12 protein-coding genes are annotated in these 17,595 nt (G+C 53.9%); 4 read left to right on the top strand and 8 right to left on the bottom strand.

Annotation, left to right across the window (positions count from 1 at the left end; all coding sequences use genetic code 11):
- The 5 genes from V6D20_05135 to V6D20_05115 form a co-directional block, all read right to left on the bottom strand.
- On the bottom strand, positions 1 to 486 hold a 486-nt coding region (locus V6D20_05135), incomplete at its 3' end, for a hypothetical protein (GenBank protein ID HEY9815173.1).
- A 305-nt stretch (positions 487 to 791) separates the two neighbouring features.
- A complete protein-coding gene (locus V6D20_05130; protein ID HEY9815172.1) occupies positions 792 to 3,857 on the bottom strand; it encodes a UPF0182 family protein in 3,066 nt (1,021 codons plus the stop codon).
- Positions 3,858 to 4,113: 256 nt separating this feature from the next.
- Entirely contained in the window at positions 4,114 to 5,403 is a 1,290-nt protein-coding gene (locus V6D20_05125; protein HEY9815171.1) for a glutamyl-tRNA reductase, read from the bottom strand.
- A gap of 435 nt (positions 5,404 to 5,838) precedes the next feature.
- Positions 5,839 to 6,876 (bottom strand): class II fructose-bisphosphatase, encoded by a 1,038-nt coding sequence (glpX, locus tag V6D20_05120; GenBank protein HEY9815170.1) that lies wholly within the window; start codon positions 6,874 to 6,876, stop codon positions 5,839 to 5,841.
- 188 nt (positions 6,877 to 7,064) lie between these two features.
- Positions 7,065 to 7,640 (bottom strand): DUF1361 domain-containing protein, encoded by a 576-nt coding sequence (locus V6D20_05115; protein ID HEY9815169.1) that lies wholly within the window; start codon positions 7,638 to 7,640, stop codon positions 7,065 to 7,067.
- A gap of 514 nt (positions 7,641 to 8,154) precedes the next feature.
- Here V6D20_05115 and galE point away from each other — a divergent pair.
- Positions 8,155 to 9,153 (top strand): UDP-glucose 4-epimerase GalE, encoded by a 999-nt coding sequence (gene galE / locus V6D20_05110; GenBank protein ID HEY9815168.1) that lies wholly within the window; start codon positions 8,155 to 8,157, stop codon positions 9,151 to 9,153.
- 231 nt (positions 9,154 to 9,384) lie between these two features.
- A complete protein-coding gene (locus tag V6D20_05105) occupies positions 9,385 to 11,709 on the top strand; it encodes a heavy metal translocating P-type ATPase (GenBank protein ID HEY9815167.1) in 2,325 nt (774 codons plus the stop codon).
- Here the strand turns inward: V6D20_05105 and V6D20_05100 are convergent.
- The 3 genes from V6D20_05100 to lysA all read right to left on the bottom strand — a co-directional run bounded on the left by V6D20_05100 (position 11,676) and on the right by lysA (position 15,002).
- The gene (locus V6D20_05100; GenBank protein ID HEY9815166.1) at positions 11,676 to 12,425 is read right to left on the bottom strand and encodes an isoprenyl transferase; all 750 of its coding nucleotides are present in this window, start codon (positions 12,423 to 12,425) and stop codon (positions 11,676 to 11,678) included. The two genes, V6D20_05105 and V6D20_05100, sit on opposite strands and share 34 nt — an antisense overlap.
- Entirely contained in the window at positions 12,422 to 13,288 is an 867-nt protein-coding gene (cdaA, locus tag V6D20_05095; GenBank protein HEY9815165.1) for a diadenylate cyclase CdaA, read from the bottom strand. The genes V6D20_05100 and cdaA overlap by 4 nt, the downstream gene beginning before the upstream one ends.
- Before the next feature lie 313 nt (positions 13,289 to 13,601).
- Positions 13,602 to 15,002, bottom strand: a complete 1,401-nt coding sequence (lysA, locus tag V6D20_05090) for a diaminopimelate decarboxylase (protein HEY9815164.1) — start codon at positions 15,000 to 15,002, stop codon at positions 13,602 to 13,604.
- A gap of 293 nt (positions 15,003 to 15,295) precedes the next feature.
- Between lysA and rimI the strand changes: the two genes are divergently transcribed.
- Both rimI and V6D20_05080 read left to right on the top strand, forming a co-directional pair.
- Complete coding sequence (gene rimI, locus V6D20_05085; protein HEY9815163.1) at positions 15,296 to 15,910, top strand: ribosomal protein S18-alanine N-acetyltransferase; 615 nt, start codon at positions 15,296 to 15,298, stop codon at positions 15,908 to 15,910.
- A 367-nt stretch (positions 15,911 to 16,277) separates the two neighbouring features.
- A partial coding sequence (locus V6D20_05080; protein ID HEY9815162.1) for an ATP-dependent Clp protease ATP-binding subunit occupies positions 16,278 to 17,595 on the top strand: 1,318 nt, incomplete at its 3' end.

The raw sequence follows: 17,595 nt of genomic DNA, 5'->3' as shown, positions 1-17,595 counted from the left end.
AATGCCAATTCCTGGGGCTGGAAAGCTGGTGATCCGCCGCTTTTGGGTGCAGTCGTAGATCATAATATCCCCGGCGCTCTGAGAGGCCAGGTAGAGGGTCGATTGCCACACCGCAATGCCATCCAAGCGGTAGGGCAAGGTCATGAAGCGTTCCGGCACCCAGTCATCCATAGAGCAGCGGTACACATCATGGCCCCGCACAAACCAGACGGTAGTCTCCCAGATGGCTAACCCCGTGGCATCCACAAAGTCATCCACCGTTTTGGCATTCATCACCGTGGTGTTATCGGTTTGGCAATCCACCGCCACCACACTGCCCCGCACAGAATCCAAGGACAAAAGGCGATCGTCCAGTGAGGCAAGCCCATGCAGAGCATAGACGCTAATGGGCCGGACGGTGTGGTGTTGGGGATGCTGGCGATCGCCCACGGATAACAAGGGGCGATCGACGGGAAGCGTCGGGTCAAGGGTTACGTTCGGCTGCATGAAGACGTAGGAGGTGGATAGGGAGAACAGGTGCGTGCAGGGAGGAGAGGCAGGGCATGATACCACCCACCTTCTCACATAAAACGCCCAGCCGTATCATAAACAAAAGCGCTCAATCTGCACTGTTCCTAGCGAGATAAAGTGGTCAGGCTCTGTTCAGTGGGAGGACATAATGATTCCTGATGAGAAGAGGGTTGAGCGGAGTCGAAACCCGGCAGACTAGGGTCATTGAATGGAGTTCACCGCCTTAACACGCCCCAACCTAAAGGCGTGGGAATTCTTAAATGGTAGGGAGTCCATCGACCTTACCCTCCCTGAGCATCGTCAGCATTGGTGCTATCAGAGTCAAGGAGCGGCAGCGGCAAATCTTCAACGGAGCGAATGATCGAATCTCCCCTAGGTTCATCTTCAAAAATCCCTTGCAGCGCTTGGTCTAGGGTTTCTGCCATGACAATTCGGTTCTCGTAGGCCACAATCACCCGCACGAGGGTGGGCAATTCATTTTGCTCCGCTTCTAGGTATAGAGGTTCCACATACAGCAACGATTGTTCAATGGGAATCACCAAGAGATTGCCCTGAATGGCTCGGGATCCCTGACGGTTCCACAGGGAAATCCGCTCGGAAATCACGGGATCTTGGTTAATTCGAGCTTCAATCTGCTCCGGCCCATAGACCAATTCCTGTTTAGGGAAGCGGTAGAGCAGCATGGAACCATAGGATGCGTCGGCCGTATTGGGCCCAATTAAGCCATCGGAGCGCGCGGCAAGCCAAGCAATTAGGTTATTACGCTGGGCGGGGGTGAAGGGTTGGAGCAGAATAAACTCCTCTGCATCTTCTGAAGGCAGTTTCATCAGCAGGTAATAGGGCTCGATCACCTGAGATTCATCGCGATAAATTTCGCTGGGAGCCCGCCACTGGTCTTCTCGGTTATAAAACACCTGAGGATCGGTCATGTGGTAGACCATGAGTTGATTGGCCTGCACCTGAAAGAGATCCTGGGGATAGCGCACGTGGGATTTGAGGGTAGCGGGCATCTCCCCTAGGGGATGGAACATACCTGGGAAAATACGGCTCCAGGTTTGAATAATGGGATCCTGTTCATCGGCAATGAAGAAGGTGACCGCTCCGTTGTAAGCATCCACCACCACTTTGACCGAGTTGCGAATGTAGTTAAAGTCATAGGTGTAGGGATCGGAGTAGGGGAAGCGATCGCTTGTGGTGTAGGCATCAATCACCCAGTAGAGATAGTTAGGCGTTGCTGCTTCCTGCTGACGCAGAGTACCGACCGGTGATTGGGTAGCATCGGCAACAACCAAGTAGGGATCTTGGTCATAGCGCAGAAAAGGGGCGATCGCTTTCACGCGGGCGGTAATTTCACGGCGGAAGAGCAGCTTGGTTTCAGGGGTAAAGTCTTCGGTAAGCAACATGCGCCAGTCTCGCAAATGCTTGGCAAAAATGATCCGTTGCCAGAATTGACCAATGCTGACCCCGCCGCTACCGTCATAGGTGTTGTAGACGTTATCGCTGCCACTGGGATAGTCCAGCTCCTGCTGTTGAGTTTTGACCATCACGTAGGTATTGGTCAGTTCACCGTAGTAAATACGGGGATGGTCTGTCGGAATACTAGCGGCTACGGAGGCATTACTAGCCACCTGGCCAATATCTTTGATCAGGTAATCGGGTAAGCCAGGCGACACCACCCGATTCACGGGACTAATGGTAAATCCATAGCCATGGGTGTAAAACAAATGCTCGTTAATCCAGGTTTGGGCATCGGCTGGAACAGCGCTGTAGTCCAATTCACGAGCGGCAATCAGCACCTGCTGCTGGGCCGTGCCGCCGTCGGGCGTTCTTAGGGTATAGCGATCAATATCGGCATCATAGAAGCGGTAGTATAGCCGAAACTGCTGCAGTTGGCGGTTGGTTTGCAACAGGGGGCGCGTATCCCAGAGGCGAATATTATCAACGGTGAGGGCGTTGTTTTCTAGGTCTTCTAGGGTAAGGCTGCCTTGGGGGTTGAACTCTTCCACTTCGATGCTATTGAGGCGGAAGGCTTCTCGGTTCGCGGCGATCGCATCTTCGATATAGGGTCGCTCTAGCGCTAATTCATTGGGCTGCACCACCAAGCGCTGCACCACCAAGGGCATAATGCTGCCAATGGCGATCGCGCCTATCCCGTAGAGCGCCAGTCCTACCGTGAACAGCCGGAAGCCAACAAACTCATTGGCATCCTGAGATCGTTGAACGACTTGGCTTGGTCGCACCGATCGCGATCGCAAGATCGGGGCTTGGGGCGATCGGGGACGATACAATGCCCAGTAAAGTAAACAGCCCAGTCCCATAAACCCGGCAAATAAACTGAGGATGGTGTACAGCGGTAGTTGGACGTTGATGTCGGTAAAACTAGCCCCGTAAACGACACCTTGGGAAGAATAGAGTAATTCGTAGCGTTCTAACCAATAGCTGAGAGCGATCGCCAGCAGCCAGATGCCCACCAATCGCCATAGATGGCGCTGTTGCCGAGGCGAGAATCCATAAAATTGACCACGACTGAGACTATCGCCTGATAGCAGGTAGAGCAGCAAGACGGAAATGACCGTCAGCGACAGCAGCCCAATCGCCCAAAAGTCGATCAATTCCCAGACCGGCAGCCGAAAAATATAAAAACCCAGGTCTTGCTGAAATCGAGGATCGGTTTGCTCAAACGGCGTCATAGCAAAGGCCGGCAGCACCTTCATCCAATGCTCGGACAAAATTAGCCCAAAGCTAAGGCTCATCAAAACAGCGATCGCGTTCAGCAACAGGTAGGGATAGATCAGCAGCGCGATGGTTAAAACAAGGGGTAATCCTAGCAGCCATGGTGACATGGCCGTCAACATTTGTTCGACCTGCCAAATGGTGTCGGGGCGAAACTTGAGAGGGATGGCTGTGGACTGAGCCGTAATGTTGAGATTGGGATTCCAATAATCGATAGCTAGTTGCCCGTGGTAGAGCAACGCCGCCCCAATAACCACCCCCAGCACCAGCACCAGAGGCAGTAGCCCGCTTAGCGTAAGCTGTCCTGGATAGGCAGACGGATTTGGTGTATCAGACTCTGGGGCTGGATGGGAATATTTTCGCGCTGTTTTTAAGTTAGAAGTTAAGACCCAGAAACTCAGGATGAAGGACACTGCGCCCAACGTTCCTTGAATCATGACTCGGGTTCTAAACACCTGGCCATACTCAACCTCTTGAAACCAGAACTGTTCCGCAAGGAGAAATGTCAAGATGTCAAACCCCAGTACCACGAACAGAGCGATCGCCACCCACTTCAATAGGTTGACCTTAAAGGGACGTTTGGAGAGTTGACGCCATGAGAGAGATGAGGGCATCGACATAGTGACACTTGCCTACAACGAGCAGCAGAACGCTACCCTTAGTCTATCGCTGGCTGCACTTCAAGGGTCTAGGGAGGCAAGTACCACCCTCTTCAGGTAGCAACCAAACCAGGGTAGGCGAGCAGGGCCCGCCCACAGATGCTTCACGACCTAATTTCATGAGGCGTTGCGACATCCAAGTACTACCCTCAAACCAGACGCCCTGAAACCCTATGTGCTGCAAAATCCTAAGACTTCTTCAGCAATACCCTTAGCTATATTTCTCAGAAGCAGGCTCTAGGTTGAACAGGGTATGCAGGGTTTGCATGGCATGACGACGAGCTTCGATGTCTTGCTGGGCACGCAATTGCACCATAGGATCATGCAGGATTTTGTTGACGATACCCCGAGTTAGGGCCTCGATGATTTCCTGATGCTTCTCGGCAAACTCAGACCCTAGGCGAGAGAGGGCTTTTTCCAGCTCTTGCTCTCGAATGGTTTCCACCTTATCGCGTAGGCAGCTAATGGTGGAAACGGTTTCCAGCGATCGCCACCAAGCTTCGAAGGATTCTACTTCTTCCTCCAGCAGTTCTTCCGCTTCCATGGCAATTTGTCGGCGGCTTTCCTGGTTTTGAGCCACTACGGCCTTCAGGTCATCCACGTTGAAGGCATGCACCTGAGGCAGGTCGTTCACGTCGCTGTGGACGTTCCGGGGAACGGAAATATCGAACAACATGAGCGATCGCCCTGCCGGCAACATCGGTTCAAGCTGGGCAGCATGAATCAAGGGATCGTTGGAGGCAGTGGCGGTAAACACAAGGTCAGACTGAGCCACCACCGGCATCAGATCTCCTAGGGTATGCAGCTTCAAGTCAGCGGATTTAAATTCCTTAGCCAACTCCTCTGCCCCTTTCAGAGAGCGGTTCACCACGGCAATATCGGTGGCCCCCTTAGCCAAGAGGTGCTTCACCACCAACCGAGACATTTTGCCAGCCCCAATCACCGCGACCTTTTGGGGAGTGAGGTCATCCACCTTCATCTGGGCGAGCTCCACTGCCGCTGAGCTAATGGACACAGCTCCAGTGCCAATACTGGTTTCGGTGCGTACCCGTTTGCCAGCGGTAATCGCCTGCTTCAGCAGCTTGTTAAGGAGCTGCCCAACGCTATTGTGCTGCTGTCCTAGCTTATGCATATGCTTCACCTGAGACAGAATTTGTCCCTCACCCAGCACTAGGCTGTCTAGCCCTGCCGACACCCGCATCAAATGCATGATGGCATCGTGGTGGAGCAACACAAAGAGATGTTCGCGCAGTTCGGGTAGGGAGATCTTGCCGTAGTCTGCCAGAAACTGCCCCACTTCACGGATACCGGGCTCGGCTGCCTTGGTCACCAGATAAATTTCTAGTCGGTTACAGGTGCTCAGGATGGCAACTTCTTCAATGTGAGGATAGCTGAGGAGTTGAGCGATCGCCCGTTCTGCTTCGGGGGTTGGAATGCTAAGCTTTTCACGCACCTCAACCGGCGCGGTTTTGTGGCTAAGGCCCACAACGGCAATATTCATCGTTCCTCCCAAGAAATTTGTTTACCTTACAGGGTTGATCGCTGAATCAGGTTTGATCCCTGAGTAGCCATCAAAATGCTGGATTTATCAAGACTCCAGGCGGTTTTTTCCTAGTTCACGGTGGAAGCTGCACCAACCTAGACATCCCATCACGAAAATTAATTTAAGTTCTCCTAATTGAAAACAAATGCAACGCAGACATTTGCAATCACAAGAAAGTGTATCAACTTAAAGTCTTCTAAAGCCAGGAAACGCCTTAGTTTTCAGGTGTTTTCGCATAAATTTTTGTAAATCGTGACCCAAGGAGCGATCGCCTTCCAGCAGCTCAACCGTGAGTCATCAATCCGCTGAACTGTGATAGTTCGTAGCAAAAAGCTGGGACATACAGCGTACATCCCAGCTCGTAATCGCTATGAAGATAGCTCAACCCGTGTCCTAGCGCAGTTGCAGGGCCTTGGGTTCACCAGAGAGGTGAATCGTATCGACGAAGCGCGCCGTCCGCGATTGGTTAGAAATGACCAAGCTCTGGGTACGAGCACCGCCACCGAAGAAGCGCACGCCTTCCATCAGGGTACCGGAGGTGATACCGCAGGCTGCGAACAGCAGAGTCTTGCCGGAGGCCAGCTCGTTGCCGTTGTAGACGCGATCGGGGTCGGTAATATTCATGCTCTGGAGGCGCTCAATATTACTTTCCTTACTTTCGCCAATCAGGCCGGTCTTCACCACAGCCGGATCGTAGATCAACTGACCTTGGAAGTGACCGCCGAGGCATTCCATTGCCGCTGCAGAAATCACCCCTTCCGGAGCCGCACCAATACCCATGAGGGCGTGGATGTTGGTACCCGAGAAGGCGCAGGAAATCGCTGCTGATACGTCTCCATCGCTGATCAAGCGTACGCGTGCGCCAGCGTCACGAATTTCTTTGATCAAGTCATTGTGGCGATCGCGCTTCATGACCACCACCACCAGTTCCTCGATGGAACGATCCAGGCATTCCGACAAAATTTTCAGGTTTTCGGTAGCCGATTTGTTGATATCCACATGGCCCCGTGCAGATGCTGGAGCGGCTAACTTCTTCATGTAAAAGTCAGGAGCGGCAAACAAGCCACCCTTTTCAGCAATAGCTAGCACGGCCATAGAACCGGGCTGACCGTAGGCAACCAAGTTGGTGCCTTCGCAGGGATCCACTGCGATGTCAATTTCCACGAGTTCTTCTGGGTTGCAAACATCTGCGGCATTGGGCTGAGTGCAAATACCCACTTCTTCGCCAATGTAGAGCATGGGCGCGTCGTCCCGCTCGCCTTCCCCAATCACAATGCGGCCGCGCATGTGAATCTTGTTCATCCGCTCCCGCATGGCTTCTACTGCCACTTGGTCAGCGGTGTTTTTTTCGCCTTTCCCCATCCAACGGGCCGATGCGATCGCCGCCTGTTCAACGACTTCAATAATCTCTAGACCGAGTGTACTCTCCACCTATTTACCCTCCCAACGGATTGTTATGCTGCGTACGGCGTCTCGATCTAAAAGTCTATCAGACGACGGCGACCCTCCCGAATGGCAATCCCAAGATTCATCGCTCAAGGGCAAGCATCCGCAATCCCACGGAGCCCTTGATGTGTCTATCCTTGACGGATAGACCGCCGCTGAGGTGCTGGGGAAAACTAGTCTAGAGCTTCTTTGAACACATTGCGCCCTTGGCGAGCATAGCGCACACGCAAAAGTAGCCCAATGGTAATCTGCTTCATCACCCAGTACACCACCGTCAAAATGACGAAGGTGCCAAACATGACGACCAGCGGTCGCTCGGAGGTGAGATGATTCAGGGTTGTGACTAAGACCTCATCCGGACGGGTAACCAGATCCCAGCTATTAAATCGAATAAAGCGCCCGAGGTACACACCAACGGCACAAAGAGCATGGGTGAGCAACTCAGCGGGTAATACAAAGCGCCTAGCCCGGTGTTGCAAAAGGTAATAACTTTGGTTAATCACAGCCATAACATAGGCTTCGGTACCCAGCAAAATGGCCGTGATATGCACTGGAATCATAAAGACGGCAATCACCCAGGTTGAGTAGCCGGCCTGAGTTGCCCGAATCAGATGCACCACATCCGTAAGCAGATAGGGAGCATTGGGCAAAAAGGCAATGAACACCACGAGTCCGAGCCACCAAAACCAGGTGCGTGCCTGTCGCCAGCGAAATAGCCAAAAGCTAAGAGCGAGGGGAATGAACGCCAAAAACAGATTCCAAAGAATCCAGCGACTGTGACTACTGAGCGCACGGAGCGCCTCTCTAAGAACATCTTCCATATGCAAATGGGCCTGTGGATTGCACAACAGTTTAGACAACCGGCAATTCATCCAGTCACCTTGATTCATCAACGAGGGCGATCGCCTCTGATGCCTTTCTAGATATCTAGATCTCTTTCGCGCTCGACCAGAATAGTTCTAGATTATCCCGCCTTTCAGCCAGACGACCGGAGGGCAAGCACTGGTGATGATTAAGGGTGAATGAATGCAAGGAAAGCAGGGATTTGAGTAACGATGCCCTTTCCTTTTAAGGCACGTAGGCTAAGATGGCGGCAGTTCAGCGTGCCTCTAGCTTAACGAGACTCCCCTATTGTGAGGTTCTATCCCGCAAAGGTTTGCGAGTTCTTTATTAATGCTTTATTAAGATTTAACTGGCGGTGGGGCTATTTGGATGTGCTCTACCCCAACACCATCACCATCATTTCTAGGGAGAACACTTAGCATGGCTTCTGAGACGCCCACCATTTTAGTCACTGGCGGAGCTGGCTATATTGGCTCCCATGCAGTGTTGGCGCTCCGGCAGGCCGGTTACGAGGTAATTGTTTTAGATAATTTGGTCTATGGGCACCGCGACCTGGTGGAGTCAGTGCTGAAGGTAGAGCTTGTGGTGGGCGATACGAGCGATCGCGCCCTGCTGGATGATCTCTTCGCCAGTCGTTCTATTGCAGCGGTGATGCATTTTGCTGCCTATCTAGCTGTCGGAGAATCGGTGCAAGATCCGGGTAAGTATTACCGCAATAACGTCCTAGGCACCCTGACATTGTTGGAGGCGATGGTGGCGGCCTCTGTGAAAACCCTGGTATTTTCCTCAACCTGTGCGCTCTACGGCGTGCCGGAAACCTTTCCGATTCGTGAAGATCAGCCCCACCAGCCCATGAGCCCCTATGCGGCGAGCAAGGGCATGGTGGAACGGATGCTGGCAGATTTTGACGTAGCCCATGGTCTGAAGTCGGTCTGTTTTCGCTACTTTAATGCCTCGGGTGCCCATCCCAACGGGCGCTTAGGCGAAGACCATGATCCCGAAACCCATTTGATTCCCCTAGTCTTGCTGACGGCCATGGGCAAGCGACCAGCGATCGCCATCTTTGGCACAGATTACCCCACCCCAGATGGCACCTGTATTCGGGACTATATCCATGTCTGTGACTTAGCCGATGCCCACGTGCGCGGTGTGGACTATTTGCTGCGAGGGGGTGCCAGCGATGTGTTTAACCTGGGGAATGGCAATGGCTTTTCGGTGCGCAAGGTGATCGAACAAGCCAAGCAAGTCACCGGACATGAGTTCACCGTCCTAGAACGCGATCGCCGTCCCGGTGATCCACCCATCTTAGTCGGCAGCAGTGAGAAAGCCCGGCAGATGCTGAACTGGCAGCCTCGCTATCCTGACCTGCGCGATATCATTGCCCATGCTTGGCAGTGGCACCAGGTTCGCCATGGGTAGCGATCGCGGTGGGTTGCCCAGATGTAACGTCCAGATGTGACCTAATCAAAGAGGCGATCGCTGATGCCGTTGGGCTGGAAAGACGGAGTTGAAGATCGGCGATCGCCAATCCCACCTAGTTGGACGATTAAGCACAATCCCGGGGGTTGACTCTCCAGTGAAGTAGAGACTATAGGATACAAAAGACAGGGCTTGACAAGAGCCTGACCTATTGCTCCCAGGGATGGTTGTATGGATACTGTAACCCTCAATTTGCGCGGCATAAGCTGCGCGTCCTGCGCTTCTGCCATTGAACGCACCATCAAGGCGGTGCCCGGTGTGCAAGATTGTCAGGTGAACTTCGGCATGGAACAGGCTACGGTTCATCTCGATCTAGCTCAAGTGCAGACGGAAACCATTCAGCAGGCTGTAGAGGAGATTGGCTATGGGGCATCGATTCCGGCAGACCTCGGGGAAGCGATCGCCCTTGATGAAGCAGATGCTGCCGATCAGCGCGAGACTCGTGATTTGAAACGCAAGCTGTGGGTGGGTGGTATTGCCAGCGCCATTTTGGTCTTCGGTTCTCTGCCCGTCATGCTAGGGATCCATATTCCAGGATTTCCCATGTGGCTGCATCATGCCTGGGTACAGTGGGTGCTGGCGACGCCGGTGCAGTTTTGGTGTGGGCGATCGTTTTATCGCGGTGCCTGGACGTCGTTGAAGCATGGACGCTCCAATATGGACACCTTGGTGGTCTTGGGGACAAGTGCTGCCTATTTCTACTCCCTATTTCCCATGCTGTTTCCCGGCTGGTTTCAGGGGCAGGGCATTGCCCGCGATGTCTACTTTGAAGTAGCCGCAGTGATCATCACCATGATTCTGCTGGGTAACTTTTTTGAACATCGGGCCCGGGGCAAAACCTCAGAGGCGATTCGCCAACTGGTGGGTCTCCAGCCCAAAACAGCTCGGGTGCAGCGGCAGGGACAGTGGGTGGATGTGGCGATCGCCACGGTGCAGGTGGATGAACAGGTTTTGGTGCGTCCGGGGGAAAAGATTCCGGTGGATGGCGTGATCACCCAAGGAGAGTCCACCCTGGATGAATCCATGGTCACCGGTGAAAGCGTGCCGGTGCAGAAGCGGGCTGGGGATGAGGTGATTGGCGCAACGTTGAATAAAACCGGCAGTTTCCAGTTTCGGGCCACGCGGGTGGGACGGGATACGGTGCTGGCTCAAATTGTCCAGCTTGTGCAACAGGCCCAGGCGGTGAAGGCTCCCATTCAGCAGGTAGCTGATCAGGTCACGGCTTGGTTTGTGCCGGCGGTCTTGGCGATCGCTCTGCTCACCTTTGCCGTGTGGATAGGGGTGACGGGCAACTTGGCGATGGCGGTGGTGACCACGGTGAGTGTGTTGATCATTGCCTGCCCCTGTGCCCTCGGTTTGGCAACGCCCACGTCCATTATGGTGGGCACAGGTAAGGGGGCAGAGCATGGCATTTTAATTAAGGGAGCCGATAGCCTGCAGCTAGCCCACGGAATTCGCACGATTATTTTGGACAAAACCGGAACGCTGACCGAGGGGCAGCCCACGGTAACCCAGTTTGTCACGGCCCGTGGTTCGGCGGATCAGTATGAGTTAACGCTGTTGCAATGGATGGCGAGCCTGGAACAGCGGTCGGAACATCCCCTAGCGGAGGCTATTGTCCAGTATGCCCAACGACAGGAGGCGATCGCAGAGGACGGTGACTTGCCGAAGGTGGAACAGTTTGATGCGATCGCTGGCTGTGGCGTGCAGGGACGGGTGGAAAACGGCAGCGATCGCCCTCTAGTTCACATTGGCACCCAGCGCTGGCTCCAGGATCTGGGCATGGATACCCAAGGGCGCACCTGCCAAGATACCGCTTTTCATGACCATGCTCAGGATTGGGAAGCTCTTGGGCAAACGGTGGTTTGGATCGCCGTCGATGGTGCCGTGCAGGGACTGGTCAGTATTGCCGATGCCCTCAAGCCGTCCTCGGCAGAGGTCGTGCGATCGCTGCAACGCATGGGTATCGAGGTGGTCATGCTCACGGGCGACAACCAGAAAACCGCAGAGGCGATCGCCCATCAGGCCGGCATCACCCAAGTCTTTGCCCAAGTGCGTCCCGATCAAAAAGCGGACAAAGTGGCCGAACTACAAACTGGCAAACGGATTGTAGCCATGGTGGGCGATGGTATTAACGATGCGCCAGCCCTCGCCCAGGCTGATGTGGGCATTGCCATTGGCACCGGTACCGACGTGGCGATCGCCGCCAGCGATATTACCCTGATGTCAGGCAACCTCGACGGCATTGTCACCGCCATTCGCCTCAGCCGCGCCACCCTGCGCAATATTCGCCAGAATCTATTCTTTGCGTTTATCTACAACGTTGCTGGGATTCCCATCGCCGCTGGGGTGCTCTATCCCCTCACCGGTTGGTTACTCAACCCGATTATTGCCGGAGCCGCCATGGCCTTTAGCTCGGTGTTGGTAGTCACCAATGCCCTACGGCTCCGCAACTTTTCACCCTACACGCAACCGAAGCGCCGCTCGCGGGCTTGATAGGCACAGAGCGCCCGATGCAGCTCGGCCCGATCAAAGTCGGGCCAGAGCGTATCGGTGACATAAATCTCGGTGTAGGCCATTTGCCAAAGCAGGAAATTGCTCAGACGCATTTCACCGCTGGTGCGGATCAGCAGGTCTGGGTTGCCCGTCTTCACCGTATAGAGATGGCTCTCGAAAACCGTTTCGTCAATGTCGTCAGGATTTAAGGTGCCTGCTTGAACCTGAGTGGCGATCGCCCGACAAGCCTGGACAATTTCCTGGCGTCCACCATAGTTGGTGGCCACGGTAAATTGAATAGCTTGATTATTCTTGGTTTCCTCCATCGATCGCTGAATTTCTTCTTGCAGCGACTGGGGCAGCGCTCCTAGATTGCCGACAAAGTGGATTTGCACATCCTCCTCCAGCATCTCCCGCAACTCTCGCCGCAGCACGCGCTCAAACAAATTCATTAAAAACTCGACTTCCTCTAAGGGCCGCCCCCAGTTTTCTGTAGAAAAGGCATAGGCGGTGAGTGCCTTGACACCCCAGTCCTTACAGCACCGCAGCATATCCTTGAGCGTATCGACCCCTCGGCGGTGACCCATAATCCGGGGCAGACCTCGATGTTTAGCCCAGCGACCATTCCCGTCCATAATGACCGCAATATGCTGAGGCAGACGATCGGGGTTGAGATCTGCAGGTAACTCTGATAATGCAGTAGACTCTGCCGTCATTTTTTCTCCCGAGAAGCTGATGATGACAACCGAAGCAAGCGAGACACCAGCACCATACCCTGATGAAGCAACTGGCGTCCAAGACTTCGCAACTGCGGCGCAACCGACTCCCGCTCCACTGACTGAGTAAACTGAGTGCGCAAGAGCTCTCGCAATTTGCTGCTTGTAAGTGGACGATTGAGCGTACCGCGTTCCGCCAGCGAAATCGACCCTGTTTCTTCTGATACAACGACACAGAGACAATTTTCCACACGTTCGGTAATACCCATGGCTGCCCGATGACGGGTACCCAGTTGGCGCGAAGCCGTCCGTTCAGAAATTGGCAGGATGATCCCTGCCGCTGTCACCCGTGATCCCCGAATGAGGACTGCTCCATCATGAAGAGGGGTTGTGGTTTGAAAAATAGTTTGCAGCAGTTCTTTCGATACTTCAGCATTCAGACGAACGCCAGGCACGGAAAAATCTCGTTCATCAATTGGGCGGCTAGTTTCTAAGATTAAGAGTGCCCCTGTGCGGTTTTGCGATAACTCTTTGACCGCATCAACAATTTCATCAATAACACTGTCTGGTTTAGGAACAGCCTCATCTGATGAGCGAAATAACTGGTCTAGCTCTCCCCGTCCCAATTGTTCTAGGAAGCGGCGAAACTCAGCCTGCATGATAAATGCCATCGCCACAGCCGATCCGATCACCAACTTTTCTAACACAAAGTGGAGTAGACGCAGCCCAAGAGACTGGCTCAATGCTGCCGACAGCATTAGTACAACCAGACCTCGAACCATCCACAGGGTGCGACGTTCTTTGATGAAAATCAGAACAATATAGGTGAGTACCAGAACTAAACTAATGTCAATGATGGTCACCAGCAAAGACGAGGTCCAGCTTAGTTTTGGTAGCCATTGCGTCAGCAGAGATCCCATCTGAATTGATCTGGAGTGTGACCTTGCACCGGTATCAGGCGTGGTTTGGCAGGTGTTGGCGAGCGTATCCTGCATCCACGTCTAATAACGGATAACCTGTGCCCTAAGGACTCAGGTTACAAGGATAGCAGGGGACGATTCATTTGCCCTCTACAAAACACGTTTCCGATCTGCTCAACGGGTTAGGTTGCGCCACGCCTCACAACCGACGATGATCGAAGGTGGGGCTAGGGAAACTAACTGACGACGTTGAAGCTCATTCGCTAACAGTCGCAAGTCGATTGGGTAGTCGATCCTGACGGATCAAATCTAGGTAAGTTTCGCGTTGCAGGATGATGCTTGCCTCGCCATCCTGTACGAGCACCGCCGATGGCCGGGGAACCCGATTGTAGTTGGATGCCATGCTGTAATTGTAGGCCCCTGTGCCTAGGATGACGAGGGTATCGCCCGGTTGGGTTTTCGGCAGCGTCGTTTCTTGGATAATGATGTCACCGGATTCGCAATGCTTGCCAGCGATCGCTACGGTTTCGGTGAGAGGGGCCGACATCTGGCTGGCGGCGACCGCTCGGTAGAGGGATTGATAGGTGATCGGGCGAGGATTATCGGACATGCCGCCATCCACGGTCACATAGGTGCGGAGATTGGGAACCACTTTCTGGCTACCGACGGTGTAGGCGGTGACGCAGGCTGAACCAATCAGCGATCGCCCTGGTTCTGCAATCAGCCTGGGCAGGGGCAGTTGCCGGGTTTCACAGGCCCGCACCACACCTTCACAGATCACCCGGATCCAGTCATGGATACTCGGCGGATCGTCAGACTCGGTGTAGCGAATGCCGAGCCCCCCGCCAATGTCCAATTCCCGCACCGGTAGACCGGCTTGGGCCGCCTTGTCCAGCCAGCCAGCCATCACATCGGTTAAGTCTTGGTGAGGGTTGAGTTCAAAGATCTGAGAACCGATATGGGCATGGAGCCCGGCACAGTCTAGACCAGGCTGCTGGGCCACAAAAGCAAATACTTCATCCAACTGATCGGGATCAAAGCCAAACTTGCTGTCGATATGCCCGGTGCGAATGTAGTCGTGGGTGTGGCACTCGATGCCCGGCGTTAGGCGCAGCATGATCCGCACGGGAGCTTCGGTGTCAGCGGCGATCGCCACCAGGGTTTCTAGCTCAAACCAGTTATCCACCACGATGGTACACTGGGCGACCACGGCCTGCTGAAGTTCATCGCGGCTCTTATTGTTGCCGTGGAAATAGAGGCGATCGCTGGGGACGCCGGATTGGAGGGCCGTGTAGAGTTCTCCGCCGGAAACGATGTCGATCCCTAGACCTTCACTGGCAGCGATCGCACAAACCGCTAAACAGTTCCAGGCTTTAGAGGCATAGATCACCAGCGACTCGCCAGGATAGTAGTGCCGAAACCCGTCCCGGTATTGGCGACAAGCCGTGCGCAGGGTCTGTTCATCCAAAATATAGAGCGGCGAACCAAATTGCTGAATCAGTTCCACAACGTCACAGCCGCCGATGGTGAGGTGATCTTGGCTGTTGACCGCCGCCGTCAGCGGCATCAAAAATTGATTGGGCGATGGATCTTCAACCGTCCATTCGGGCAAAAATTGGCAACTATTTTGAAGACTAGCGGCAGGGGTCGAGACCATGAAAAGAACTATCCTTGCAACGTGCGGCTCTAGGGAACAGATCCATAGACAGGTAGCCTGGCAGATGAATCCGTCTAATTACCTAGTGTACAATTACAAGCTGGCATCCTGCCGATCAATTCTCCAGGTTCTCTAGTCCGTCTATCCCCTTCGTCGCCTCCTCAGGCAGCGATCGGCAAGCATTGTTATCTGAGTCCAAGTATCTGAGATGATCTGAGATCTTCATAATCCAAGATCCCGTCCTTCTACCGTCATCTGATCCCTGATCCCATCCTCCTGTCCGCCTAACCTTCATGCCCTGCTTAGAACTTCATCCCCTGACGACCCAGCACCTCGCAGCCGTTGTCCGCCTGGATCAACTTTGTTTTGGCGGGATATGGACGCAGGAGGGCTATCAACGAGAGGTCACCAGTCCCAATAGCGATTTACTCATGCTGCAGCGATCGCCCTCTGATGCTACGGATGATGCCCCATCTAATCCCACCTTGATTGGTATTGCCTGCTGCTGGGCCATCCTCGACGAAGCCCACATTACTCTACTGGGTATTCATCCCCACTATCAACGGCAGGGGCTAGGGCAGCTAGCCTTGCTGACGCTGCTCTCCCTAGCACGCCATCGCGGCCTGCAGTGGGCCACCCTAGAAGTTCGCGATTCCAACCAAGCAGCGCGATCCCTCTATGCCCGCTACGACTTCCAAGATGTGGGGCGGCGGCGACGCTACTATGCCGATACCGGAGAAGATGCGCTGATTTTATGGTGCAAGGGCTTACAAACCGATGACTTTGGCGATCGCCTCCAGCACCACTGGCAGCACGTCCATCAACGCCTACAGCAGCATAACTGGCAGTTGACAAGTTCTCTAGATGCGATCGCCCCCTTTTTATGGCACGAGAACAGAACACCATGAGGGATGCTCTTCATTATTCACCGAAAATCTTCATAAAACGCAAGATTTCACTCCCAATCCCAAGCCCTATGATCCCCGGTCTATCTCTTGTCTAGCAAGGCATTTAGAGTGCAGCTCCTGAATCACCGCCGCCAAACCCTGCTTCTGATCCTTGACGCGCCCTTGGATTTCTGCTAATAGATTTCCCTTGGGGCAGAAAATATACCCCTTCGGCATTTTTTCCCATCTCAGGGACTCGAAACATGCAAAATGCCGACTCGGTCTTCGGAAATCCCTACCCCTCCTCCGTCGTTGTTCAGTAACAGGCGGATGGATTTGCTGTGCTAAAATCAGCGTACCGGCACGCAGCAGGTGATGGAAAAACGCCATGTTTGAACGCTTCACAGAAAAAGCTATTAAAGTGATCATGTTGGCTCAGGAAGAAGCTCGTCGCCTGGGTCACAACTTCGTGGGGACAGAGCAAATTCTCCTCGGCTTAATTGGAGAAGGAACTGGCGTCGCCGCCAAAGTCCTCAAGTCAATGGGGGTCAACCTCAAAGACGCTCGGATTGAGGTCGAGAAAATCATCGGTCGAGGCTCCGGCTTCGTCGCTGTTGAGATTCCATTTACCCCTCGAGCCAAGCGAGTGCTGGAGTTATCTCTCGAAGAAGCTCGTCAGTTAGGCCACAACTACATCGGCACAGAGCATCTGCTTCTGGGCTTGATTCGCGAAGGCGAAGGTGTCGCCGCTAGAGTCCTAGAAAATCTGGGCGTTGACCTATCCAAGGTTCGCACTCAGGTGATTCGGATGCTGGGCGAAACGGCTGAGGTCTCCGCCGGAGGGGGTCAAGGTCGCACCAAAACTCCAACCCTAGATGAGTTTGGCTCCAACCTGACTCAGATGGCGGGCGAAGGTAAGCTCGACCCGGTCGTGGGTCGGCAGAAAGAAATTGAGCGGGTCATTCAAATCCTTGGACGTCGTACCAAAAACAATCCTGTGCTCATCGGTGAGCCTGGGGTTGGTAAAACAGCGATCGCCGAGGGTCTAGCCCAGCGCATTTCCAACAATGACATTCCAGACATTCTGGAAGATAAGCGTGTAGTGACCCTTGATATCGGACTCTTAGTTGCTGGTACCAAGTATCGCGGGGAATTTGAAGAACGGCTGAAGAAAATCATGGACGAAATCCGCCAAGCGGGTAACGTCATCCTCGTGATTGATGAAGTCCACACCCTGATTGGCGCGGGCGCTGCTGAAGGTGCCATTGATGCCGCCAATATTCTCAAGCCAGCCTTGGCTCGGGGTGAACTTCAGTGCATCGGTGCCACAACCCTAGATGAGTATCGCAAACACATCGAACGCGATGCGGCTTTAGAACGCCGGTTCCAGCCGGTGATGGTAGGTGAGCCCTCGGTCGATGAAACCATCGAAATCTTGCATGGTCTCCGCGATCGCTACGAGCAGCACCACAAGCTGCGCATTTCCGATGAAGCCCTAGAGGCTGCCGCTAAACTCTCTGATCGATACATTTCCGATCGTTTCCTGCCGGATAAGGCGATTGACTTGGTCGATGAAGCAGGGTCACGGGTGCGTTTGATTAATTCGCAGCTACCGCCCGCCGCCAAGGAACTGGACAAAGAACTCCGCCAAGTGCTTCGAGAGAAGGACGACGCAGTACGTTCCCAAGACTTTGACCGCGCTGGTG

It is taken from the genome of Candidatus Obscuribacterales bacterium, from assembly GCA_036703605.1.
Taxonomy (GTDB): domain Bacteria; phylum Cyanobacteriota; class Cyanobacteriia; order RECH01; family RECH01; genus RECH01.
Note: the sequence above shows the minus strand (reverse complement) of the source record. Positions and strands in the feature narration are given on the sequence as shown.